We start from the raw sequence: 23688 nt of genomic DNA on the forward strand, positions 1-23688 counted from the left end.
AGGCTAGAGCACCTCGGCGCGCAGGGCCTTGCGATCGAGCTTGCCGATCATGGTCTTGGGCAGGCTGGCGCGCACCACCACCTGATCGACCCGCTCGTGCTTGCCCACCCGGGCGTTGAGCCAGCTTGCCAATTCCTCGCCGGTGGCTGACGCGCCTTCGTTGAGCGTGACATAGGCGCGCGGCGCCTCGCCGCGATAGGCATCGGGAACGCCGATCACCAGCGCTTCCTTGACCGCCGGGTGTTCGAGCAGCACGTCCTCGACCACGCTGGGGAAGACCTTGAAGCCGCCCACCGCGATCATGTCCTTGATGCGGTCAACGATCTCGAGGAAGCCGTCGGCATCGATCCGCGCCACATCGCCGGTGCGCAGGTAGCGCTTGCCCTCGCGCACCACGAAGGTCTCGGCATCGGCCTCGGGCCGGTTCCAGTAGCCGCGCATCACCTGCGGGCCGTGGATGGCAAGCTCGCCCGGCTCGCCTTCCGGAGCAAGGCGCGAGGGGTCTTCCTTGTCGAGCAGGATCGCCTCGGTTCCCGGCACCAGCTGGCCGATGGTGCCGCGCTTGCGCAGGCCTTCATAGGGATTGGCCGCAACCACGCCTGAGCTTTCGGTGAGGCCATAGCCCTCGCACACGCGCACCCCCGTCACCTCCTCGAAGCGCACATGCACCGGCGCGGGCATTGGCGCCCCGCCGGAGATGCAGACCTTGAGGCTCGACAGGTCGGTCCTCGCAAGATCGGGGTGATCGAGCAGCGCCTGGAACATCGTCGGCACCCCGGGAAAGCCGGTGCAGCGATAGCGCGCGATGGTCTCGAGCACCTGCCCCGCCGCGAAGCGCGGCACCATCGCGATCGAAGCCCCCGTCACCATCGCGTGGTTGAGCAGCGCGGTGTTGGCAAAGACATGGAAGAAGGGCAGCGCCCCCATGAACACCTCGCCCGCCGGATCGCCAAACGGGTTCAATGCGGCGACCTGCTGGGCGTTCACCGAAAGCTGGTCATGCCCCAGCATCGCCCCCTTGGGCCGCCCGGTGGTGCCGCCGGTATATTGGAGGAGGGCAAGGTCGGCCGCGGTCACCTCGGGCAGCGGCGGCACCTTGCCTGCCTGCCATTCCGCCCAGCTCCACGGCGCCTGCACCTCGGCCCAGGCCTTGACCGAGGGCCCATGGGCAACCTCGGCGATCTGGCTGCGCTTCAAGAGCTTGAGCGCAAGGCCCTTGTACCACGGCAATTGCTCGGCGAGGCTCGCGACCACCAGCGTCTCGAGCGCCGAGCCATCGAGCACCTTGTGCGCGGTGGCATAGAGTTCGGGCACATCGAGCGTCACCAGCAGGCGGGTGCCGCTGTCGCCCACCTGCCAGGCCAGTTCCTCGACCGAGTAGAGCGGCGAGAAATTGACCACCACCGCGCCTGCCATCATCGCGCCGTAATAGGCGGCGGCATAGATCGGGACATTGGGGAGGAACAGGCCCACCCTATCGCCCTTGGCAATGCCCATGTTGATGAGGCCGTGGGCAAAGGCATTGGCCGCGGCAAAGATCTGCCGGTAGCTGTAGCTGCGCCCGAGAAAATGCAGGAAGGGCGCATCGCCGCGGCGGGCAACCGTTTCGGCGAGCAGCGCCGGCAAGCTCGCCGGGGCAAAGCGCGTGTCGGCGGGAACCGGATGGTGATAGGCCGCCGGGGCGGGCGCAAGGCTACTGACAGTCATGTCAGTAATTGTGGCGCAAGCCGCCCCGGCCCGCAAGCCAAATGGCGGATTTTTCTTGGGGCCTTGGGCGGCCCCACGCCCGGCGCCCCCTCTGGGTGGTGGGGGGCAGGTGCGGTTCAGCCGATCAGAGGAACCCGCCTTCCGGCTCGCTGCCTTCGCCGGCGGCCTCGGCCTCGCGCTTGCGGGCGAGCCAGGCCTCGGCCTCGGCCTCCTGCGCGGCCTGGGCGGCGGCCTTGGCCTGGGCCTCGCGCTCGGCGCGCAGCTCCTCGATCAGCTTCTCGCGATCATCGCGGCGCGAGGCGGCCTCGCCTTCACCCTCCGCGATCCCGGCGCGCTTGGCGGCCTTGGCCACCATCGCGTCAAGCTCGCGCTGCGAGCACAGGCCGAGCGTCACCGGATCCTTGGGGGTGATGTTCTGGATGTTCCAGTGGGTGCGCTCGCGGATCGCGGTGATGGTGTTGCGGGTGGTGCCGATCAGCTTGGAGATCTGCGCGTCGGAAAGTTCGGGATGGTTGCGCAGCAGCCAGGCAATGCCATCGGGCTTGTCCTGGCGCTTCGAGACGGGAGTGTAGCGCGGGCCCTTGGTGCGCGTCACCTCGAGCGGGGGCTTGTGCATCTTGAGCACATAATTGGGATCGGCCTGGCCGCGCTCGATCTCGGCCTGGGTAAGCTCGCCCGCGTGCACCGGATCGCGCCCGGTGTATTTGCTGCCCGCAAGGTCATCGGCCATGGCCTGCACCTCGAGAATGTGCAGCCCGCAGAAGGTGGCGATCTGCTCGAAGGAGAGCGACGTGTTGTCCACCAGCCAGGTGGCGGTGGCATGGGGCATCAGCGGCTTGGGCTGATCCTTGACGGCCATGGGAAATCTCCGTGCAAATGATAAGGGCCGCCCCTTACCGGAGCGGCCGCCTTGGCGCCTCTTATAGGGTGAAGGGCGCCGATCGGCAAGCGCGCCCTTGCGCGCCGGGGCGCGGCGCCCGATCACGCCCGCGCGATCAGAAGGCCGGGGCAGTCTGGAGCGAGACCGCCTGCTCCTCCTCGAGCGCCACCAGCCCGGCGAGGAACTGGCGCGTTGCCGCCTCCCAGCTGAAGCTCGCGCCATAGCGCGCGCAGGCGGCCCGGTCGCAATAGCGCGCCGCATCGATCGCGCGGGTGAGCTCCTCCGACAGCGCGCCGACCTCGCCGGTGACGATGTCGAGCGGCCCCGGCACCGGGAAGGCCGCGACCGGGGTGCCGCAGGCCAGCGCCTCGATCATGACGAGGCCGAAGGTGTCGGTGCGGCTCGGGAAAACAAAGACATCCGCCCCGGCATAGCAGCCGGCCAGCTCCACCCCGGTCTTCTTGCCGAGGAAGCGCGCTTCGGGAAACCGCGCCGCCAGCGCCACGCGCGCCGGGCCATCGCCCACCACCACCTTGGAGCCGGGATAGTCGCAGGCAAGGAAGGCCTCGATGTTCTTCTCCACCGCCACGCGCCCGACATAGAGCAGGATCGGCCGCTTAAGCCCGGCATATTCGGGCGGTGGCGGGGCGGCGGGGGAAAAGCAGGAAAGATCGACCCCGCGGCTCCAGTGGGTGAGCTGGGTGAGACCCTCGGCGCGCAATTGCGCCCGGATCGTCTCGGTTGCCACCATGATTCGCCGGGCCGGGCGGTGGAACCAGCGGATATAGGGCCAGAAGGCGCGCGCCGGCAGGCCGGTGCGGCGCGCGAGGTAATCGGGAAACTGGGTGTGATAGGCGGTGGTGAAGGGCACCTTGCGGCTGAGGCAATAGCGCCGCGCGGCAAGGCCCAATGGCCCCTCGGTGGCGATATGCACCGCCTCGGGCGCGATCCGCGCCAGCCGTCGCCCGACCGCGCCCGGCAGGGTGAGCGCGAGGCGGATCTCGGGATAGGTGGGCGCGGGCAGCGAGGGATAGCCCTCGGGCGAGATCACGCTGACCGCGATCCCCCAGCGCTCGAGCAGGGCGCAGGTGGTCGACAGCGTGCGCACCACGCCATTGGTCTGCGGGTGCCAGGCATCGGTGATGATCGCGATCGAGGAGGGCGCCGCGCGCGAGGGGGCAAGCTGCACCCCGGGCACCGGATCGGGCGAGAGCCGCACCGGACGGTTCACGCCGCCTCCCGATCTTTGCGCTCGGCCGATGCGGCGGGGGCGGGGGCAACGCCCGCGGACTCGGCGGTGCGGCGGCGGATCTCCTCGGGCCAGTGGAGGATTTCCATGCGCCCGTCGTGATGCTCGACCAGGGCGTTGCAGCCTTCCACCCAATCGCCATCGTTCCAATATTCGATCATCCGGCCATCATGCGCGAAGCGGCGGAACTCGGCGGTGTGGATATGGCCGCACACCACCCCGTCGACCCCGCGCTCGCCGGCGGCGCGGGCGACCACTTCCTCATACTTGCCGATGAACTCGACCGCGTTCTTGACCTTGTGCTTGGCCGCCTTGGAGAGCGACCAATAGGGCTTGCCCATCCAGCGCCGCACGGTGTTGACCGCGATGTTGAGCCGCATCATCAGGTGATAGGCATGGTCGCCGACGAAGGCGAGCCAGCGGTGCGAGAGCATCACCACGTCGAACTCGTCGCCGTGCAGCACCATCAGCCGACGGCCATCGGCGGTGGTGTGGAAGGCGGCGCGGCGGATCTCGATCCCGCCGAAATTGAGCCCGGTGAACTGGCGGAACATCTCGTCGTGGTTGCCGGGGATGTAGATGATGCGGGTGCCGCGCTTGGCGCGCTTGAGGATGCGCCAGACGATGTCGTTGTGCGCCGCCGGCCAGTAGAAGCGCTTCTTGAGCCGCCAGCCATCGATGATGTCGCCGACGAGATACATGGTCTCGCTGTCGACGCTGTCGAGAAAGTCGATCAGGAGGTCGGCATTGCAGCCCCGGGTGCCGAGGTGCACGTCGCTGATCCAGATGGTGCGGTATTGTCGGCGCGCTCGCCCCTCGGGCTCGGGGATGCGCGGGGCGGAAAGCGGGAAACTGGCGATATTGTCGGCGATGAGGTCGGAAAGGTCGGCGCCGGTCATGCGAAATCCCTAGCGTGTCACGTCTCGCGTCGCCCTCCCATGACAGGCAAATGTTACAGCCGACTCACAGCCGCGTGACGGTTTCGCGTCATTCCCCAGGCTGGGGCCCGCAGCGAGGCGCCCGCGAGGCGCACGGGCGCGGGAGCGTTTATGACAGGATTGCGACTAATCAAGCGGGCGGGGCAGGCCCTGCGCCTGCCCGCGGGTCGCTCGGCCGGTCAGTCCATCGGGACGAAGCCTGGCAGTGCCTCGATCGCGGCGATCCAGCGGCCGATGTGGGCATGTTGGCCAAGGCCAAAGCCGCCCTCCTCGGCAAGGTGGGTGTAGGGATAAAGGGCAATATCGGCGAGCGAGGCGGCCTTGCCGCAGAAGAAGGCGTGATCGGCAAGGTGCCGGTCCATGAGCTCGAGCGCCGCCGCGCCGGCCATGCGCTTGGGCATGATCTGGGCGCGCTGCTCGGCCGAAAGCCGTGCCTCGCCGACAAAGCGCAGCCAGAAGCGCAGCGTGGCGATATTGGGCTCGTGGCTGTATTGCTCGAAGAACATCCAGCGCAGCATATCCGCCTGGGCAAAGCGATCGGTTGGCACCAGCGCGCTGCCATGCGCGAGATACCAGCAGGCGGCATTGCTTTCGGGCAGGAAGCGCGCCTCGGCGCCATGGCCGACCTGAAGCACAGGAATGCGCCCGTTGGCGTTCACCGTGGCGAGAAATTCCGGCGTGCGCGTCTCGCCCTTCATGATGTCATAGCTGCGGGTGGCGAGCGGCAGGCCGAGCAGCGCAGCCGTGAGCCTGATCTTGTAGCAATTCCCGCTGCGGGGGTCTTCGTGGAGGGTCAGGGCCTCAGCCACCTGCCACCTCCAGCACGATCTTGCCGATATGCGCGCCCGCCTCCATCCGCGCGTGGGCGGCGGCAGCCTCGGCGAGGGGGAAGGTCATGTCCATCACCGGGGCAAGCTCGCCCTCGGCAAAGAGCGGCCAGGCATTGTCGGCGATCTCGTCGGCGAGCGCGGCCTTGAAGGCATCCGAGCGCGGCCGCAGGGTCGATCCGGTGAGGGTCAGCCGCCGCATCATCACCTGCGCCATGTTGATCTCGGCCCTCGCCCCGCCGAGCACCGCAATGGTGACATGGCGGCCATCCTCGGCGAGGCACTTGAGATTGCGAGGCACATAGTCGCCCGAGACCATGTCGAGCACGATATCGACGCCCCGCCCGCCGCTGCGGGCCAGCACCGCCGCGACAAAATCCTCTTCGCGATAGTTGATCGCAAGGTCCGCCCCGATGCGCTGCGCCGCGGCGCACTTGGCTGCATCGCCGCAGGTGACGATCACCTCCAGCCCGAAGGCCTTGCCGAGCAGGATCGCCATGGTGCCGATGCCGCTGGTGCCGCCGTGCACCAGCACGCTCTCGCCATCGCGCGCCATGCCGCGCTCGAACAGGTTGTGCCACACGGTGAACAGGGTTTCGGGCAGGGCCGCGGCCTCGGAGAGCATCATGCCTTCGGGCACGGGCAGGCAGTGGCGCCAATGGGCGGCGCAATATTCGGCATAGCCCCCACCGGGGGTGAGCGCGGCGACATGCTGGCCGATCATTTCCGGCGGCACCGCGGCGCCCACCGCCACCACCTCGCCCGACACTTCAAGCCCGAGCAGCGGCGAAGCCCCCGGGGGCGGCGGATAGAGCCCGGCGCGTTGCAGGCAATCGGGGCGGTTGACCCCGGCATAGGCAACGCGGATGAGCACGTCCTCGTCGCCGAGGCGCGGCAGCGGCGCGCTGGCAAGGCGCAGCACCTCGGGCCCGCCGGGCGCGTCGAACCCGATCACCTGCATCACCTCGGGCAAGCCTGATCCCGCGCCTGCGACCATCGCCCCTTGTCCCCCGTCACCCGGTATTAACCACGTTCGCAAGCGCGCATAACCGTCTCGCCGATTGACAGCAAGGCGCTTGGCGGGCGATGCTGCGCCGCGTGATGGAAGAACCTGATCGCCCTAGGCCGACCCAAGACGCGGTGAGTCGCCTCGCCAGCGAGGATCTTGCGCCCTATTCGCAGGCTGAGCTGGCAGAGCGCATCGCCCTGCTCGAGGCCGAGATCGCGCGGGTCAAGGCCCATCGTGATCGCGCCGCCGCGCACCGCGCCGCCGCCGAGGCGCTGTTTGCCAAGGGCAGCGGATGAGCCGCGGGGCGCCTCGAGCCGTGATGGCACTTGCGCTCTGGCAATCGGCGCCATCGCACCCATATTCCAGGAAACCATATTCCAGGAAACGGCGTCCCCCGCCCCTTCGCCAGGGGCACCCCAACCGCTGAAAAGGCCTCTCCCATGCCCAGCTTTGCCCAGAACCTCGAACGCACGCTGCACAACGCGCTCGGCTATGCGGCCGAGCGGCGGCACGAATATGCCACGCTCGAGCACCTGCTGCTGGCGCTGATCGATGACGAGGATGCGGCCCAGGTCATGGCCGCCTGCGGGGTGGACCTGGCCGAGCTGAGCGAGGTGGTGAAGCAATATCTCGACCAGGAATACCAGTCCTTGAAGACCGAGGAGGGCACCGATCCCCAGCCCACCGCGGGCTTCCAGCGGGTGATCCAGCGGGCGATCCTGCACGTGCAATCCTCGGGCAAGGACACGGTGACCGGCGCCAATGTGCTGGTGGCGCTGTTTTCCGAGCGCGATTCCTACGCGGTCTATTTCCTCCAGCAGCAGGACATGAGCCGGCTTGATGCGGTGAGCTACATCAGCCACGGCATCGGCAAGGGCGGGCGCCAGATCGAAAGCCGCACCCCGCAGGGCGCTGACAAGGCGGAGGAGACCGCCCAGCAGGGCAAGGAACAGGGCGGGAGCAAGAAGGAAACCGCGCTCGACCAGTTCTGCGTCAACCTCAACGCCAAGGCCGAGGCCGGCAAGATCGATCCCCTGATCGGGCGCGGGCCGGAGGTGGATCGCACCATCCAGATCCTCTGCCGCCGCTCGAAGAACAACCCGCTCTATGTCGGCGATCCGGGCGTCGGCAAGACCGCGATCGCCGAAGGCCTCGCGCGCAAGATCGTCGAGGGCGATGTGCCCGAGGTGCTCGCCGATGCGGTGATCTATTCGCTCGACATGGGCGCGCTGCTCGCCGGCACGCGCTATCGCGGCGACTTTGAGGAGCGCTTGAAGCAGGTCGTCGCCGAGCTTGAACAGATGCCCCACGCGGTGCTGTTCATCGACGAGATCCACACCGTGATCGGCGCCGGGGCCACCAGCGGCGGGGCGATGGATGCCTCGAACCTGCTGAAGCCTGCGCTCTCCTCGGGCGCGATCCGCTGCATCGGCTCGACCACCTACAAGGAGTTCCGCAACCACTTCGAGAAGGACCGCGCGCTCTTGCGCCGGTTCCAGAAGATCGATGTCAACGAGCCGAGCATCGAGGACACGGTCAAGATATTGAAGGGCCTGCGCAGCGCCTTCGAGGAGCACCACAAGGTCAAATACACCCCCGATGCGATCCGCACCGCGGTGGAGCTTTCGGCGCGCTACATCAATGACCGCAAGCTGCCCGACAAGGCGATCGACGTGATCGACGAGGTCGGCGCGATGCAGATGCTGGTGCCCCCCAGCCGCCGCAAGAAGACCATCACCGCGCGCGAGATCGAGGCGGTGATCGCCACCATGGCGCGCATCCCGCCCAAGTCGGTGAGCAAGGACGACAAGAAGGCGCTCGAAAATCTCGAGCGCGATCTCAAGCAGGTGGTCTATGGCCAGGACGAGGCGATCACGCGGCTTGCCACGGCGATGAAATTGAGCCGCGCAGGCCTGCGCGATCCCGACAAGCCGATCGGCAGCTTCCTGTTCTCCGGCCCCACCGGCGTCGGCAAGACCGAGGTCGCGCGCCAGCTCGCCCAGATCATGGGGATCGAGCTCAAGCGCTTCGACATGAGCGAATATATGGAGCGCCACTCGGTCAGCCGGTTGATCGGCGCGCCCCCGGGCTATGTCGGCTATGACCAGGGCGGCCTGCTCACCGATGCGATCGACCAGAACCCGCATTGCGTGCTGCTCTTGGACGAGATCGAGAAGGCCCATCCTGACCTGTTCAACATCCTCCTCCAGGTGATGGACAATGGGCGGCTCACCGATCACCACGGCAAGACGGTCGATTTCCGCAACGTGGTGCTCATCATGACCACCAATGCCGGCGCGGCCGACATGGCGCGCCAAGGCATCGGCTTTGGCGATGTCTCCAAGGAAGATGCGGGCGATGAGGCGGTGAAGAAGATGTTCACCCCCGAGTTTCGCAACCGCCTCGATGCGATCGTGCCCTTCACCTATCTCGGCAAGCAGACCGTGGCGCGGGTGGTGGACAAGTTCATCCTCCAGCTCGAGCTGCAACTGGCGGAACAGAACGTCCACATCCAGTTCGACAGCGATGCCCGCGGATGGCTCGCCGACAAGGGCTATGACAAGCTCTATGGCGCGCGGCCGATGGCGCGGCTCATTCAGGAGAAGATCAAGCAGCCGCTCGCCGATGAACTCCTGTTCGGCAAGCTTGCCGATGGCGGCGAGGTGCATGTCAGCATCAAGGACGGCAAGCCCGCCTTCGAGATCACCCCGGCCCCGCCCAAGGTGAAGCCGGCAAAGAAGGCAGGCGCGAAGAAGAAGCCCGCCGCAAAGAACCCCGCGCCCGAGGCGGGCGAGGGGTGAGCAGCGTCGCGCGCGCGGCGCTGGCGCGCTTACCCGCAGCGCTCGCGCTGCTCGTCGCCCCGCTGGCCCCGGCAGCGGCGCAGCGCGATGCGGTGAGCGAAGGGATGACCGCCAAGACCGCGGCCCTGCGGCTGGTTGAGGTGGGCACCTGGCGCTTTGCCACCCGCGCGGCTGACCGTCGGGGCAGGCCGCTGTGCCGCGAGGTGTGGCGCTTTGCCGCCGATGGCGAGGCCCGGGTGGAAAGCGGGCGCGAGCGGCTCACCAAGCGCTGGCGCACCCTGCCCGGGCCGGGCGGGCTGGTGCGGCTCGCCTGGCAATCCATCGCCAGCAACGGCGCGCCCGATTGCACCGGCACCGCCACCGATCCCGCGTCGCTACCCGGGCCGGAAGCCGATTTCGTGCTCCTGTTCCTCAATGATGGCAGCGCGCTCGCCTGCACGCCGCCGCCCGCCGCCGCCAATCCCGACAACACCTTGGAGAGCGCACAGGTGGTGCGCGCCGAGGCGTGCTGGGGCCGGATCGTGCCGGCGCCGCAGGGCTGAAGCCGCGGAACCGGCCCGCACGCTTGCGGGTTGGCACGCTTGTGCGCGCGCCCTTTTCCTGGATCAGGCCCGAGCCCTGGGGCATCCACATCGTCCCCGCCGATGCCTGGGTCGATCCCTCGCGCCCGGTGCCGCGCGCGCTCGTCACCCACGGCCATGCCGATCACGCCCGCGCCGGGCACGGCGAGACCATCGCCACGCCCGCAACCCTTGCGATCATGGCGCTGCGCTATGGCACCGGCGAGGGGGCCGTGCCGGCGGCCTATGGCGAGACCATCGCGCTCGGCGGCGGGGTTGCCGCCACCTTCCTGCCCGCCGGCCACGTGCTCGGCAGCGCGCAAATCCTGCTCGAGCACGCGGGTGAGCGGGTGATCATCACCGGCGATTACAAGCGCAGCCCCGATCCCACCTGCGCGCCCTTCGCCCTCACCCCGTGCGATCTCCTGATAACCGAGGCGACCTTTGGCCTGCCGGTCTTCACCCATCCCCCCATCGCCGGGGAGATCGCCAAGCTGCTCGAAGCGCGCGCGGAAAACCCCGATTCCTGCATTCTCGTGGGCGCCTATGCGCTCGGCAAGGCGCAGCGGGTGATCGCCGAGCTGCGCGCCGCGGGCCACGCCGACACGATCTGGCTGCATGGCGCCATGGCGGCGATGTGCCGGCTCTACGAGGAGCACGGCGTGGCGCTCGGCGATCTCAGGCTGGTGAGCGATGCGCCTTCCAAAGAGGCGCTGCGCGGCGCCATCGTCATCGCCCCGCCTGCCGCGCTCAACGACCGCTGGAGCCGCCGCCTGCCCGATCCCGTCACCGCCATGGCGAGCGGCTGGATGCGCGTGCGCCAGCGCGCCCGCCAGCGCGGGGTGGAACTGCCGCTGGTGATTTCCGATCATGCCGATTGGGGCGAGCTTACCGGCACCATCGCCGAGGTGAACCCGGCCGAGACCTGGATCACCCACGGGCGCGAGGAAGCGCTGCTGCGCTGGTGCGCGCTCACCCAGCGCCGCGCCCGGGCGCTGGCGCTCGTCGGCTACGAGGACGAGGATGACTAGCATCCCCGCCCCCGTCATCGCCTCACTTGATCGCGGCGAGCTCGGCCGCGATTTTGGCGAGCATTTCCTCGGTGATCAGCCCCTGCGAGAAGGGCGCCAGCGCCTTGAGGCTGAGCGCCTTGAAATCATTGTAGAGCGGGTGCTGGGTGAGATCCTGCCCGCCGAAATTGGCAGTCACCACCGCCTTGGCGCGTTCGTCGGCCATCAGCACCTCGATCGGGGTGTCGATGGTGAAGGTCCCCGTCTGGGTCGGGGCCGGCGCGGGGGTGGCAGCGTCCTGCGCCAGCGCAGCGGCGGGGGCGAAGGCAGCGGCAAACCCAAGCGCAAGGGCGGCAAGCGGGGCAAGGTGCATCGGCAAGGTTCCTGTCTGGCAAGGGGACTGACACAAGTGTCAGCAAGCCGCTTTAACGCCTCGCCCCGGCGGCGCAAGGCAGCAATGCAGGCGCGCTGATGCAGCACTTTGCCGCGCTGCTCGATGCGCTCACCTACACCACCAGCCGCAAGCGCAAGCTGGCGCTGCTCGCTGATTACCTGCGCACCGCCCCTGATCCTGATCGCGGCTGGGCGCTCGGCGCGCTCACCGGCGCGCTCGATTTTCCCGCGGTCAAATCATCGACCATCCGCGCGCTGATGATGCCGCGCATCGATCCGGTGCTCTGGGCCCTGTCGCGCGACTTTGTCGGCGACACCGCCGAGACCGCGAGCCTGCTCTGGCCCGCCCCGCAAGACGGCGCGGGCGCCCCGCCGCCGAGCTTGCATGAAGTGGTGGAAACCCTCGCCACCCTCACCCGCGCCAGCGCCCCGGGGGTGATCGCGGGCCTCTTCGACCGGCTCGATGCGAGCGGGCGCTATGCCCTCATCAAGCTGGCGACAGGGGCGCTGCGGGCCGGGGTTTCGGCGCGCCTCGCCAAGACCGCCTTCGCCCAGGGCTTTGCCGTCCCGCTCGAGGAGGTGGAGGAATATTGGCACGCGCTCGCGCCGCCCTATGCGCCGCTGTTTGCCTGGGCGGCGGGCGGGCCGGCCCCGGTGCTCGCCGATCTGCCGCGCTTTCGCCCCTTCATGCTCGCCCATCCGCTCGAGGACGAGCGGCTTGACCTCAAGGACTACGCCGCCGAATGGAAGTGGGACGGGATCCGCGTGCAGCTGGTGCGCGCAGGGGGCGCGGTGCGGGTCTATTCGCGCTCGGGCGATGACATCTCAGCCAGCTTTCCCGAATTGCTGGGGGCGCTGCCCTTCGATGCCGTGCTCGATGGCGAATTGCTGGTGCGCGGCAGCGCGCAAGGGGGCACGGCGGGGGGCGCGGCGAGTTTCAACGCGCTCCAGCAGCGGCTTGGGCGCAAGAGTGTCCCGGCGCGGATGCTGCGCGAATACCCGGCCTTCGTGCGGCTCTATGACGTGCTGCTGCTCGAGGGGCGCGACTGGCGCAGCGCGCCGTGGAAGTCGCGCCGCGCAACTCTCGAGGCGCTGATGCCGCGCCTGCCCGAAAGCCATTTCGATCTCTCGCCGCTGATCGAGGCGGCCGATTTTGCCGAGCTTGCCCGCCTGCGCGAAGGCGCGCGCGACGCGGCGATCGAGGGGCTGATGCTCAAGCACCGGGCGAGCCCCTATGTCGCCGGGCGCAAGGCCGGGCTGTGGTTCAAGTGGAAGCGCGATCCGCTGCTTATCGATTGCGTGGTGATGTATGCCCAGCGCGGCAGCGGCAAGCGCTCGAGCTTCTATTCGGATTACACCTTCGGCTGCTGGGACGGCGATCCCGAGGCGGGGGCCGAACTGCTCCCCGTGGGCAAGGCCTATTCGGGCTTCACCGATGCCGAGCTCAAGGCGCTCGACCGCTTCGTGCGCCAGCACACCATCGCACGCTTCGGCCCGGTGCGCGAGCTGGAACGCAAGCTGGTGGTCGAGGTCGCCTTCGATTCGGTGCACGCCAGCAAGCGCCACAAGAGCGGGCTGGCCATGCGCTTTCCCCGCATCCACCGCATCCGCTGGGACAAGCCCGCGCACGAGGCAGACAGGGTGGAGCGCCTGCGCGCGCTGGTGAAGGACTGACCAGGGGGCGCAAGCAGGCTTGCACAAAACCCGCTTGCCCGCCCGATTGCTGCGCCTTAGTTGCGCGCCATGCAACCCAAGATCCTCACCACCATGCGCGACTATTCCTGGTCGCTGTTCGTGCAAGATGCCATTGCCGGACTCACCGTGGCGTTGGTGGCGATCCCGCTCAGCATCGCGATTGCCATTGCCTCGGGCGCCGATCCGGCCAAGGGGTTGGTCACCGCGATCGTCGGCGGCTTCCTCATCTCGTTGCTCGGCGGCAGCCGGGTGCAGATCGGCGGGCCGACCGGGGCCTTCATCGTGGTTGTGTTCGGCGTGATCGCCGAGCACGGCTATGATGGCCTGGTGCTGGCCACGCTGATGGCCGGGATCATCCTGATCATCGCCGGCTGGCTCAGGGTCGGCAATCTCATCGCCTATGTGCCCGAAGCCGTGGTCAACGGCTTTACCATCGGCATTGCGATCATCATTGCCACCAGCCAGATCAACGATCTTCTCGGCCTCGGCCTCACCGGCCTGCCTGCCGATTTTCTCGAGAAGGTGCCGGCCTTGTGGGCCGGGCTGGGGCGGATCAATCCAGCCGCGCTGGCAGTCGGGGGCGCCGCGCTGGCGCTGATCATCGCCTTGCGCATGCTGTTCCCGCGCCTGCCGGGCCTGATCGTTGCGGTCGGCGTGGTCTCCGCTGCGGTTGCGCTCGCCGACCTGCCGGTTGACACGATCGCCTCGCGCTTCGGCGCCTTGCCGCGCGGCCTGCCGCTGCCCGAACTGCCGCCGATCACGCTCACCCGCATCACCGAACTGCTCCCCTCGGCGCTGGTGATCGCCTTCCTCGCCGCAATCGAATCGCTGCTTTCGGCGATGGTGGCCGATCGGATGATCGGCGGCCAGCACCGGCCCAATGCCGAAGTGAGCGCGCAGGGCTGGGCCAATCTCGGATCGGCGCTGTTCGGCGGGATGCCCGCGACCGGCGCGATTGCCCGCACCGCCACCAATGTCCGGGCCGGGGGCAAGACCCCGATGGCGGGCGTGCTGCATGCGGTCTTCATCCTGCTGATCATGCTCCTTGCCGCGCCGCTGGCAGGCTATCTCGCCATGCCCGCGCTTGCCGCGCTGCTGCTGATCACCGCCTGGAACATGAGCGAACCGCACAAGTGGCGCGCATACCTGGCCGAACCATGGGAAGATCGCGGCCTGCTGCTGGTGACGCTGGTGCTCACCGTGGTCGCCGATCTCACCGTGGCGATCGGGGTTGGGGTGATGCTCGGCCTGGCGCTGCGCCTGCGCGCGCGCGAGGGGGCAAAGGCCGATGGGGAGGCAGACTAGGCGGGCAACAGCCGCACCAGCTTGTGCCGCGATGCCCCGCCACGCTCGAGCGTGAGGCGCGAGGGCGCGACATCGAGCGCGCGGGCAAGCAGCGCGAGCACTGCGGCATTGGCCGCGCCCCGATCCGCCGGAGCGCGCACCTTGACGAGCACCGCCTCGTCGGTGAGCGTCACGCTCTCTTCCCGCGCGCCAGGCGTGACCTTGACGGCGAGCCGTCCCGCCGGATCGAACCGCGCCCGCAGCGCCTCGCTGTCGGGAAGCTGCGCCGGCGCGCGCGCCATCAGCCCCGCGCCGCGCTGGCCGCCGCCACCGCCGCGGCGTGGGCCCTGGCGTTCTCGACATAGTGGGCCGTGCCCATCCGCATCCCGGCGATCGCGGCATCGTTAAGCTCGCGCAGCTTTGCCGCCGGGCGCCCCGCCCACAGCTCGCGCGGGCCCATCACCTTGCGCTCGGTCAGCATCGCGCCGGCGGCGAGCATCGCGTCCGAGCCGATCACCGCCTTGTTCATCACAATCGCCCCAAGACCGACAAAGCCGCGATCATGGATGGTGCAGCCATGCACCATCGCCATGTGGCCGATCAGCACATCATCGCCGATCACCAGCGGCGAGCCATCGGGATCGCCGGGGCGGGGCGGATCGCAGTGGAGCACGCTGCCATCCTGGACATTGCTGCGCGCCCCGATGCGGATGAAGGACACATCGGCGCGCAGCACGCAATTGTACCAGATCGAGGAATCGGGCCCGATCTCGATATCGCCGATCAGCACTGAGCCGGGGGCGATGAAGGCGGTGTCATGAAGGCGCGGCGTCTTGCCGTGGATGGGGATGATGGTGACACCGGGGCGATCGGGGTGATGCATGGGTGGGGCCTTGCGCTTGCTACGAACCGATCAGCGTGTTCCACCGAAAATGCGCCAGTGTCGAGGCATATTGATCGCTCCACACCGTATCGCTGGGGGCTGCGAGCGGTTGCCAACGCGCGGCCCCGCTCGCCCGGGTGAGCGCCGCGAGCGTCTGCGGGCTGGGGCTGAGCACCACCCATTTCGATGGGGTCAGCCGCGCGCCGCCGGCGGGATTGTCGAAGCGTACCGCCGCGGCCATGCCGGCATCGCGCGCCAGCGCGGCGAGCACCGGCTCGAGCTCGATGAAGCGGTTGGAGATGTGCACCACCACCAGCCCCTGCGGGCGGATCGCGCGGCGATAGGCCGCCAGCGCCTCGCGGGTGAGCAGGTGCAGCGGGATCGCATCGGAGGAGAAGGCATCCACCACCAGCACGTCATACTGGCCGGCCGGCTCCTCCTCGAGCTTGATTCGGGCATCGCCGATCACGGTCTCGCTCTCGGGGGCGCAATCGGCAAGGTAGGAGAAGCGCCCGGCGCGCGAAAAGGCGAGCACCGCCGGGTCGATCTCGTAGAAGCGATAGGTCTGATCGCTCTGGCGGTAGCAGGCGAGCGTGCCCGCGCCGAGCCCGACGATCCCGACATCCGCCCCGGGGCCGAACAGGCGCGCGGCATTGGCCAGCACCAGCCCCACCCCGGCGCTGCGCCCGTAATAGGTGGTCGGCTCGCGCCGCTGCGCCGGATCGAGCGCCTGGCGCCCGTGGAGCGTGGTGCCGTGGGTGAGCTGGCGCAGGCCAAGCTGCCTGAGTTCGGTGAGGGTATAGACCCCGAAATAGCTGCGCAGCCGCTCGCCCTGGGCATAGGCGCGGCCCTGCCCCGGGCCGCCGATGCTGATCATGATGAGCGCGAACACGGTAAGGAAGGCGAGCCGGTTGAACTTGAGCGCCACCGCCAGCGCCGCCAGCGCCAGGAACAGCGCGAGGGCGATGAGCTTGGCCTCGTTGGCGGTGGCGAGGAACAGGTGCCAGGCCAGCAACAGCGCAAGGCCCACCCCGCCCAGCACCCACAGCAGGCGCCGCGCCGGATCGCTGACGAGCCGCTGCTGCCAGGCCATCAGCCCGCCCACCGGCACCAGCGCCGCCGCGGCGAACACCAGCAGTGGGTGTTCCCACACCCAATCGAACAGCAGCGGCGCGATCAACGCGGTGAACAGCCCGCCGAGCGCCCCGCCCGCCGACATCACCAGATAGAACAGCGTCAAGCGTGCAGGTTCGGGGCGCGTCTCGTACATCCGTGCATGGAGCGCCACGGCAACCACGAAAAGCAGCGTCACCGCCCCGAGCAAAAGGCCCACCCCGCCGATCGACTGCGAGACCATCGCCATCGCCCCGGCAAAGAGCAGCACATAGGGCGCGGCGCGGCTGACGATCCGCGCCGGGGCGCGGTTTTCGGCAAAGGCGAGGCTGAAGCTCAGCAGATAGACCCCGAGCGGGATCACCCACAGGAGCGGCATGGCAAAGATATCGGTGGTCAGATGCGTGGTGGTCGAGAGCATCAGACCCGAAGGCACCGCGGCGAGCGCCAGCCACAGCGCAATGCGCCGCCAGGTGATCGGCGCGCCTGCCGTCATGGCGCCATCCGCGCCCGGTGCCGGCACCGCTGCGGCCTGCGCCCCGGTGTTCCAGCGCGCCCCGGTGTCCCAGCGCGCCCAGGCGACCAGCGCCAGCAGCACCAGCATCGCCCCGTAGCCGAGGCTCCAGATCAGGCTCTGGGCATCGAGCGGCAGGAACGGCTCGATCAGCAGCGGATAGCTCACCAGCCCGGCAAAGCTGCCGAGGTTGGAGGCGGCATAGAGCGGATAGGGATCGCCCGCCTGCGGATCGGCGGCATACCAGCGCTGGATCAGCGGGGCCTGGGCCGAGATCAGGAAGAACACCGGCCCGACCGAGGCGAGCAGCAGCGCCGGCACCCAGAACACCTCCAGCCCCGCGCCAAAGGTGCCGATCTCGGCGAGCGTGAGCGGCAAGGTCAGCGCCGCGGCGGCAAGCAGCACGAGGTGCAGCACCAGCTGGCGGCGCAGCGGCAGGCGGCCGATGGCATGGGCATAGGCATAGCCGCCGAGGAGCAGCGCCTGATAGACCAGCATGGCGCTGTTCCAGACATTGGGCGTGCCCCCCAGCCGCGGCAGCGCCAGCCGCGCCATCAGCGGCTGCACCAGGAACAGGAGGAAACTGCCGACCAGGATGGCGGCGACAAACAGCGGGCGGCGTGACACCGGCATTCAAAACCCCTCGCTTGGCCTTGTTGCGCCAAGGCCTAGGCGAACATGGTTAACATCCGGTCAGCATGATCGGAGCGGCGGCGCTCAGGCGCCGATGAGGCGCGCGGCGTGGGCGGCGTGATAGGTCAATATCCCGCTGCACCCGGCGCGCTTGAAGGCCATCAGGGTTTCGAGCACCAGCGCATCGCGCTCGCCCGCCCCGGCGGCAGCAGCGGCCTCGATCATCGCATATTCGCCGCTCACCTGATAGGCAAAGACCGGCACGGCAAAGCGCGCCTTCACCCGCTGGACGATGTCGAGATAGGGTAGGCCGGGCTTGACCATGACGCTGTCGGCCCCCTCGGCGAGGTCCAGCGCCACTTCGCGCAGCGCCTCCTCGGCATTGGCCGGGTCCATCTGGTAGGTCTTCTTGTCGCCCTTGAGCAGCCCGCCCGATCCCACCGCATCGCGGAACGGGCCATAGAAGGCGCTGGCATATTTGGCGGCATAGCTCATGATCTGGACATTGACATGCCCGCCCATCTCCAACGCCCGGCGGATCGCGCCGATGCGCCCGTCCATCATGTCGGATGGGGCGATGATATCGGCCCCGGCCTCGGCCTGGTTCAACGCCTGATCGACCAGCACCGCCACGGTTGCATCATTGATGACATAGCCGGCGGCATCGACAAGGCCATCCTGCCCGTGGCTGGTATAGGGATCGAGCGCGACATCGGTGAGCACGCCGAGCGCCTCGCCGCAGGCATCCTTGATTGCCCGGATCGCCCGGCACATCAGGTTGTCGGGGTTGAGCGCCTCGGCCCCGTCGGCGCTGCGCCGTTCGCGCGGGGTGTTGGGAAACAGCGCCACCACCGGAATGCCGAGCGCCACCGCCTCGCGCGCGCGCGCCACGATGCCATCGACCGACCAGCGCGCAACGCCGGGCAGGCTGGCGATCGGCTCCTCCACGCCGCTGCCCGCGGTGACGAACAGCGGCCAGATGAGATCGGCGGGGCTGAGCGCGGTCTCGCGGTGGAGCGCGCGGCTCCATGAGGCGGCGCGGGTGCGGCGCAGGCGGGTGGCGGGATAGTTTCCGATCGTCATGGGCACAAGGTCTGGCGCAATCGCGCCGCGCCGACAAGCGCTTCAGCGCATGCCCCGGGCGATATCGACCTTCTCGATCTCGCGCACCGGCGTTTTCACCTCGCCCGGCTGGGGTTCGAGATCCTTGAGCGCGGCGCCGACCTCGATCTCCTTCAAGCGGATGAGCTGGCGGCGGAAATCGATGAGCTCGGTGCCGGTCAGCTCGGCCCGGGTGACGAATTGCACGCTCGCCGGATTGATCACCCGCCCGCCGCGATACATCTCGTAGTGAAGGTGCGGCCCGGTCGAAAGCCCGGTCGAGCCGACATAGCCGATCACCTGCCCGCGCCGCACGGTCATCCCCGGCGCCACGGCCATGCGGCTCATGTGGCAATAGCGGGTGGACAGCCCCCCGCCATGCTCGAGCCTGACAGCGATGCCGCAGCCGCCGGCGCGGCCCGCGGCGCTCACCCGCCCGTCGCTCACCGCCACGATCGGGGTGCCATAGGCGGCCTTGAAGTCGATGCCCTCGTGCATCCGGTGATAGCCGAGGATCGGGTGGCGCCTGAGGCCAAAGCCCGAGGTCACCGCCCCCGGCACCGGGGCAAGCAGGCCGCGGCGCTGCTCGCCCACGCCCGAAGCCTCGTAGAAGCGCCCATCCTTGCCCCAGCGCATCAGCTGGGTGCGCGGGCGCCCGCCGCGGTCGATCCCGGCATAGAGCACCTGCCCGGCCTGGCGTTCGCCAGTGGCGGCACGGCGGTAGGCCAGAATGACGTCGAACTCGTCGGCAGGGCTGATCTCGCGTTCAAGATCGATCTGGCTATCGAGCGCGCGGATGAACTCCTGCGCCGCGCTGGCCGGCACCCCGGCCTGGCGCATCGAGCGGAACAGGCTGCTGCCCACCACCCCGCGCAGCCGCAAGGGCGTGTCATCCACCCGGATCGGCTTGCGCGCGAGCGCCAGCGGCCCGCTCGGGATCACCGGGGTGCCATCGGGATTGCTCTGCCCCACCCCCGGGCGGGCAAGCTCGAGCGCGAGATCGAAGCGCGCACGCAAGGCCAGCCGATCGAGCGGGCGCGGCTCGCCCGGGGCCGGGCGGCGGCCGAGCACCACGTCGATCTGCGTGCCCGGGGCGATCTCGCTGAGCGGCACCGCCTCGCCCACCAGCGCCGCAGCGCGCGCGATATCGCCCGGCGCCACCCCGGCGCGGCGCAGCATCGCGGCAAAACTGTCCCCCGGTGCGAGTGTCGTCACCAGCGCGATCTGCGGGCGCTCGGGCGCGCTTGCGAGTGGGCGCACCGCCGCGGTCGGGCCCATGCGCCGCCCGCTGTCGCCCCCCAGCGCCAGCGGCACGATCATCTGGCTGCGCCATTCCTCGGCCACCGCGGGATCGCCCGGCATCACCGGGCGCGCCTCGAGCGGGGTGAGATCGGGCCAGAAGGCAAGCGCGGCGGCGCCGAGCGCCAGCATGGTGCCAAGCCCGCGAAACCAGCGGCGGCTGCCGATCGCCTCGGCCAGATCGGGGGCAAGATCGAGCCCGGCGATCCAGCGCCCGGCCGCGAGGCGCCATTCGTCGTAGCGCGCGCCCAGCCCGCTCACCTGGCGCGCCACCTGCCGCCGGGCGCGTTCGGCCTTCGACGGCGGGGCGAGCGCGCGCGACTTGCGCAGATAGGGCAGGAGTTCGCGCGCGGTCTCGGGCGGGATCGGCGCCGCCTCGGGCCGTCGGGGCGCGGGCGGGCCGGGCGGATCGACGGGCGCGCCGGCTTGCGGTGCGAGCCCATCGTCCCAATCGCGCGCGTGCTTCAACATCCCAGCCCCGTTTGCGGTGCCCCGGCGGGGCGGGCCTCGAGCGGCCCCCACGAGCGGCCCCTGCCGCGCTGTCCCTAACCGCAGATGCCTGCCAGAACAAAGTAAAGGCGGCCTTAACCAGCGACCAGCAGAGCCGTGGGCACGATAAGGTGTTATGCGTAGGCCTGCGCGCCGCAATCCCCCCACTCCCCACTCCGCGCGGTGAGGTCTTGCCGGCGCGGGCGCGGCCTGACACAAGCGCGGGCATTGTGAGCGCCGCCCCCCTCGCCCGCCCCCTTTCCCCGCGCGGCCATCGTGATGGCGACTTTGCGGTGCGCGCGGTGCTGGGGCCGACCAACACCGGCAAGACCCACCTCGCGATCGAACGCATGTGCGGCCATTCGAGCGGGATGATGGGCTTTCCCCTGCGCCTGCTGGCGCGCGAGGTCTATGAGCGGGTGCGCGCGCTCAAGGGGGATAACGAGGTCGCGCTCGTCACCGGGGAGGAGCGCATCGTGCCTTCGCAGGCGCGCTATTTCCTCTGCACCGCCGAGGCCATGCCGCGCAGCCAGGGCGAGGTCGCCTTTGTCGCGCTCGACGAGGCGCAACTCGGCGCCGATCCCGAGCGCGGGCACATCTTCACCGATCGCCTGCTCCATGCTCGCGGGCGCGAGGAGACCATGATCCTCGGCGCCGCCAGCCTCGCGCCGATGGTCAAGGCGCTGATCCCGGGCGCCGAGATCACCAGCCGCCCGCGCTTTTCGACGCTCAGCCACGCTGCCCCGGTCAAGCTCTCGCGCCTGCCGCGGCGCAGCGCGGTGGTCGCCTTCAGCATCGAGGAGGTCTATGCCCTCGCCGAGGCGCTGCGGCGGCTGCGCGGCGGGGCGGCGGTGGTGATGGGCGCGCTCTCGCCCGAAACCCGCAACCGCCAGGTGGAAATGTTCCAGGCGGGCGAGGTCGATGTGATCGTCGCCACCGATGCCATCGGCATGGGACTCAACCTCGATTGCGATCATGTCGCCTTTGCCGCGCTCACCAAGTTCGACGGGCGGCGGCGGCGGCGGCTGACCGCGGCGGAGATGGCGCAGATCGCCGGGCGCGCCGGGCGCCACCAGCGCGATGGCAGCTTCGGCACGCTGGCGGGGGCGGGCCGGGCCGGCGGCGCCCCGCTCGCCTTCACCGAGGAGGAGATCCACGCGATCGAGGAACACAGCTTTGCCCCGCTCACCCAGCTCTATTGGCGGAAGGCCGAGCCTTCGTTCGATTCGCTCGAGCGCCTGATCGCCGATCTCGAGGCCCGGCCCAGCCACCCGGCGCTCGCCGCGGCCCCCGAGGCGATCGATCTTGCGGTGTTGAGGCGCCTGGCGCAGGAGCGCCTCGCCGAGGAGGTGCGCGGGCCCGCGGCGGTGCGGCGCCTGTGGGAGGCCGCCTCGCTGCCCGATTTCCGCGGGCTCGGGGTTGAGGCCCATGCCCGCTTCGTCGCCCGGCTGTGGGCCGATCTCAAGGACGGCCACCTCGGCGCCGATTATGTCGCCGCGCGCATCGCCGAGCTTGACCGGATCGAGGGCGATATCGACACGCTCCAGGGGCGCATCGCCGCGATTCGCAGCTGGGCCTATGTCTGCCAGCGGCCCGATTGGGTGCTGGCGCGCGAGGAGATGGCGGCGCGGGCGCGCGCGGTCGAGGCGCGGCTGTCCGATGCGCTGCACGGGCGGCTGACCGAGAGATTCGTCAACCGGAGGACAAGGATCCTGATGAAGTCGCTGGGAGAGGAAGCATCGGCGCTGCCGGTCGCGCTCGAGGCCGATGGGCACGTGACGGTGGAGGGCGAGAGCATCGGGCGGCTCGAGGGCTTCCGCTTCCACGTCGATCCCGCCGCCGGGGCGAGCGATCGGCGCATGCTGCTCGCCGCGGGGGAAAAGGCGCTGCCGGCGCTGCTCGCGCGGCGCGCTGATTGGCTGCTCAGCGAAGGGCTTGGCGCGCTCGAGATCGCGGCGGGCGAAATCCGCTGGCAAGGCCGGGCGCTGGCGATGATCACCTTTCCCGGCCAGCCCGGTTCGGGCCAGTTCGGCACCCCGCGCCTGACGCTGACCCGCGAGGTGGCGCTGCTGCCCGAGCCCGCGCGGGCGCGGCTCGCCGCCGGGCTTGCCGCCTGGCTCGAGACCGAGTTGGCTCCGCTCGAACCGCTCAGGCGCCTCGCCGAGGCGGCGCGCGATCCGGCGGCAGGCTCGCAGGCGCGCGCGCTCGTCATCACCCTGATCGAGGCGCGGGGGGTGATCAGCCGGGCCGAGGCGGGGCTTGAGCACCTGCCCAAGGAGCTGCGCCCCTATCTGCGCCGGCTCGGCATCACCTTCGGCGCGCTCGATATCTTCGCCGCGCCCCTCATCAAGCCCGCGCCGCGGCGGCTGCTCCACGCGCTCGGGCTCGATCCGCGCCCGCTCGAACCGGCGATGCTGCCGGTGCTGGGGCCGGAGCGCTGGCCCGGGGGGCGCCTGCCAGCGGGCTATCGCCCGGCGGGTACCCAGGCGATCCGGGTGGATCTGGCCGAGAAGATCCTGCGCGCCGCCTTTGCCGCCCGCGCCGCCGCGGCCACGGCCCGCCCGGGGGTGCGCCACCCCGCCTTCCGGCTCGACCTCGCGCTGGCGATCTCGATCGGGCTGGAGGAGGGCAATGCCCGGCGCCTGCTCGGCAGCGCCGGGTTCCGCTGGACGCCGGGCAGGGCCTTGCCCGAGGGCGCGCATGGCCCGCCCGCGCCCGATCGCTGGCACTGGCGCCCGCGCCGCACCGAGGCCGCGCCGCCGCGCCAGGAGGGCAATGAGGGCAAGGCGCAAAAGCAGCGCAAGGCCGCCGCGCCCGGGGCCAAGCGCAGCGCGCCGCATCCGCACCAGCCGCCGCGCCGCCCAGCCCGGGGGGCGCGCGATTCCGGCCCGGCCCGCGCCGGCGGGGCCTTTGCCGGCCTTGCGGACCTGTTCAAGCGATGAGCGCGCCGCAGGCGATCCGCATCGACCGGCTGCTCGTCTATCTGCGCTTTGCCCGCACCCGCTCGGCCGCTTCGGCGCTGATCGCCGCCCATGCCCTGCGGCGCAACCGCGTGCCGGTGCGGCGCGGGAGCGAACCGGCGCGGGTGGGCGACGTGCTCACCCTCGCGCTCGGCGGGCGGGTGCGGGTGATCGAGCTTATCGCCCTGCCTGCGCGGCGCGGCTCGGCGGCCGAGGCGCTTGCCCATTATCGTGAGGTTGACGGCGCCGGGCTTGACCCTACATCGCAAATGCCCATAGCAGCAGCGCCGCCTGCGCCGGGCCAGCCCTGCAAGGATCCTTGAAGACCTCTCGTGAAAGAGCC

20 protein-coding genes are annotated in these 23688 nt (G+C 69.8%); 8 read left to right on the top strand and 12 right to left on the bottom strand.

Features of this window, described 5'->3' with window-relative positions; all coding sequences use genetic code 11:
* Positions 1-3: 3 nt before the first annotated feature.
* The 6 genes from G524_RS0107845 to G524_RS0107870 all read right to left on the bottom strand — a co-directional run bounded on the left by G524_RS0107845 (position 4) and on the right by G524_RS0107870 (position 6598).
* Entirely contained in the window at positions 4-1707 is a 1704-nt protein-coding gene (locus tag G524_RS0107845; protein WP_027443225.1) for a long-chain-fatty-acid--CoA ligase, read from the bottom strand.
* Positions 1708-1831: 124 nt separating this feature from the next.
* Positions 1832-2566, bottom strand: a complete 735-nt coding sequence (locus G524_RS0107850; RefSeq protein ID WP_027443226.1) for a DUF1013 domain-containing protein — start codon at positions 2564-2566, stop codon at positions 1832-1834.
* A gap of 136 nt (positions 2567-2702) precedes the next feature.
* Positions 2703-3785: a glycosyltransferase family 4 protein gene (locus tag G524_RS0107855; protein ID WP_425387210.1), complete on the bottom strand. Its 1083-nt coding sequence runs from the start codon at positions 3783-3785 to the stop codon at positions 2703-2705.
* 29 nt (positions 3786-3814) lie between these two features.
* Entirely contained in the window at positions 3815-4735 is a 921-nt protein-coding gene (locus G524_RS15290; protein WP_084625100.1) for a UDP-2,3-diacylglucosamine diphosphatase, read from the bottom strand.
* Between the two features lie 218 nt (positions 4736-4953).
* Complete coding sequence (locus tag G524_RS0107865; RefSeq protein WP_084625101.1) at positions 4954-5583, bottom strand: glutathione S-transferase family protein; 630 nt, start codon at positions 5581-5583, stop codon at positions 4954-4956.
* Positions 5576-6598 carry an NAD(P)H-quinone oxidoreductase gene (locus tag G524_RS0107870; RefSeq protein WP_425387207.1) on the bottom strand — a complete coding sequence of 341 codons (1023 nt, stop codon included), beginning with the start codon at positions 6596-6598 and terminating at the stop codon, positions 5576-5578. Before G524_RS0107870 ends, G524_RS0107865 begins: the two co-directional genes overlap by 8 nt.
* 89 nt (positions 6599-6687) lie before the next feature.
* Here G524_RS0107870 and G524_RS0107875 point away from each other — a divergent pair, with 89 nt between their 5' ends.
* The 4 genes from G524_RS0107875 to G524_RS0107890 all read left to right on the top strand — a co-directional run bounded on the left by G524_RS0107875 (position 6688) and on the right by G524_RS0107890 (position 11002).
* On the top strand, positions 6688-6906 hold the full coding sequence (locus G524_RS0107875; RefSeq protein WP_425387208.1) for a DUF1192 family protein: 219 nt from the start codon (positions 6688-6690) through the stop codon (positions 6904-6906).
* Positions 6907-7050: 144 nt separating this feature from the next.
* Positions 7051-9411 carry an ATP-dependent Clp protease ATP-binding subunit ClpA gene (gene clpA, locus G524_RS0107880; protein ID WP_027443231.1) on the top strand — a complete coding sequence of 787 codons (2361 nt, stop codon included), beginning with the start codon at positions 7051-7053 and terminating at the stop codon, positions 9409-9411.
* Entirely contained in the window at positions 9408-9953 is a 546-nt protein-coding gene (locus tag G524_RS0107885; protein WP_027443232.1) for a hypothetical protein, read from the top strand. The genes clpA and G524_RS0107885 overlap by 4 nt, the downstream gene beginning before the upstream one ends.
* A 41-nt stretch (positions 9954-9994) precedes the next feature.
* On the top strand, positions 9995-11002 hold the full coding sequence (locus tag G524_RS0107890) for a ligase-associated DNA damage response exonuclease (RefSeq protein WP_027443233.1): 1008 nt from the start codon (positions 9995-9997) through the stop codon (positions 11000-11002).
* A 22-nt stretch (positions 11003-11024) separates the two neighbouring features.
* On the opposite strand, the gene G524_RS0107895 is transcribed toward G524_RS0107890, so the two are convergent.
* Positions 11025-11354 carry a hypothetical protein gene (locus G524_RS0107895; RefSeq protein WP_027443234.1) on the bottom strand — a complete coding sequence of 110 codons (330 nt, stop codon included), beginning with the start codon at positions 11352-11354 and terminating at the stop codon, positions 11025-11027.
* 98 nt (positions 11355-11452) lie between these two features.
* Here G524_RS0107895 and G524_RS0107900 point away from each other — a divergent pair, with 98 nt between their 5' ends.
* Positions 11453-13048 carry a cisplatin damage response ATP-dependent DNA ligase gene (locus G524_RS0107900; RefSeq protein WP_027443235.1) on the top strand — a complete coding sequence of 532 codons (1596 nt, stop codon included), beginning with the start codon at positions 11453-11455 and terminating at the stop codon, positions 13046-13048.
* Positions 13049-13117: 69 nt separating this feature from the next.
* Positions 13118-14374, top strand: a complete 1257-nt coding sequence (locus tag G524_RS0107905) for a SulP family inorganic anion transporter (RefSeq protein WP_027443236.1) — start codon at positions 13118-13120, stop codon at positions 14372-14374.
* Here G524_RS0107905 and G524_RS0107910 read toward each other — a convergent pair.
* The 5 genes from G524_RS0107910 to G524_RS15295 form a co-directional block, all read right to left on the bottom strand.
* Positions 14371-14655 (bottom strand): DUF167 family protein, encoded by a 285-nt coding sequence (locus tag G524_RS0107910; protein ID WP_027443237.1) that lies wholly within the window; start codon positions 14653-14655, stop codon positions 14371-14373. The genes G524_RS0107905 and G524_RS0107910 overlap by 4 nt on opposite strands.
* Positions 14655-15236 carry a gamma carbonic anhydrase family protein gene (locus G524_RS0107915; RefSeq protein ID WP_027443238.1) on the bottom strand — a complete coding sequence of 194 codons (582 nt, stop codon included), beginning with the start codon at positions 15234-15236 and terminating at the stop codon, positions 14655-14657. Before G524_RS0107915 ends, G524_RS0107910 begins: the two co-directional genes overlap by 1 nt.
* A gap of 19 nt (positions 15237-15255) precedes the next feature.
* Positions 15256-17496 carry a spermidine synthase gene (locus tag G524_RS0107920; protein WP_027443239.1) on the bottom strand — a complete coding sequence of 747 codons (2241 nt, stop codon included), beginning with the start codon at positions 17494-17496 and terminating at the stop codon, positions 15256-15258.
* An 84-nt stretch (positions 17497-17580) separates the two neighbouring features.
* Positions 17581-18579 carry a porphobilinogen synthase gene (gene hemB, locus G524_RS0107925; protein WP_027443240.1) on the bottom strand — a complete coding sequence of 333 codons (999 nt, stop codon included), beginning with the start codon at positions 18577-18579 and terminating at the stop codon, positions 17581-17583.
* A 42-nt stretch (positions 18580-18621) separates the two neighbouring features.
* Positions 18622-20367 carry a M23 family metallopeptidase gene (locus G524_RS15295; RefSeq protein WP_084625102.1) on the bottom strand — a complete coding sequence of 582 codons (1746 nt, stop codon included), beginning with the start codon at positions 20365-20367 and terminating at the stop codon, positions 18622-18624.
* A 311-nt stretch (positions 20368-20678) separates the two neighbouring features.
* Between G524_RS15295 and G524_RS0107935 the strand changes: the two genes are divergently transcribed.
* Positions 20679-23327, top strand: a complete 2649-nt coding sequence (locus G524_RS0107935; protein WP_027443241.1) for a helicase-related protein — start codon at positions 20679-20681, stop codon at positions 23325-23327.
* Positions 23324-23668 carry a S4 domain-containing protein gene (locus G524_RS15300; RefSeq protein WP_211219299.1) on the top strand — a complete coding sequence of 115 codons (345 nt, stop codon included), beginning with the start codon at positions 23324-23326 and terminating at the stop codon, positions 23666-23668. Before G524_RS0107935 ends, G524_RS15300 begins: the two co-directional genes overlap by 4 nt.
* Positions 23669-23688: the final 20 nt, after the last annotated feature.

The sequence above is a fragment of the Erythrobacter cryptus DSM 12079 genome, assembly GCF_000422985.1.
GTDB classification, from domain to species: domain Bacteria; phylum Pseudomonadota; class Alphaproteobacteria; order Sphingomonadales; family Sphingomonadaceae; genus Erythrobacter; species Erythrobacter cryptus.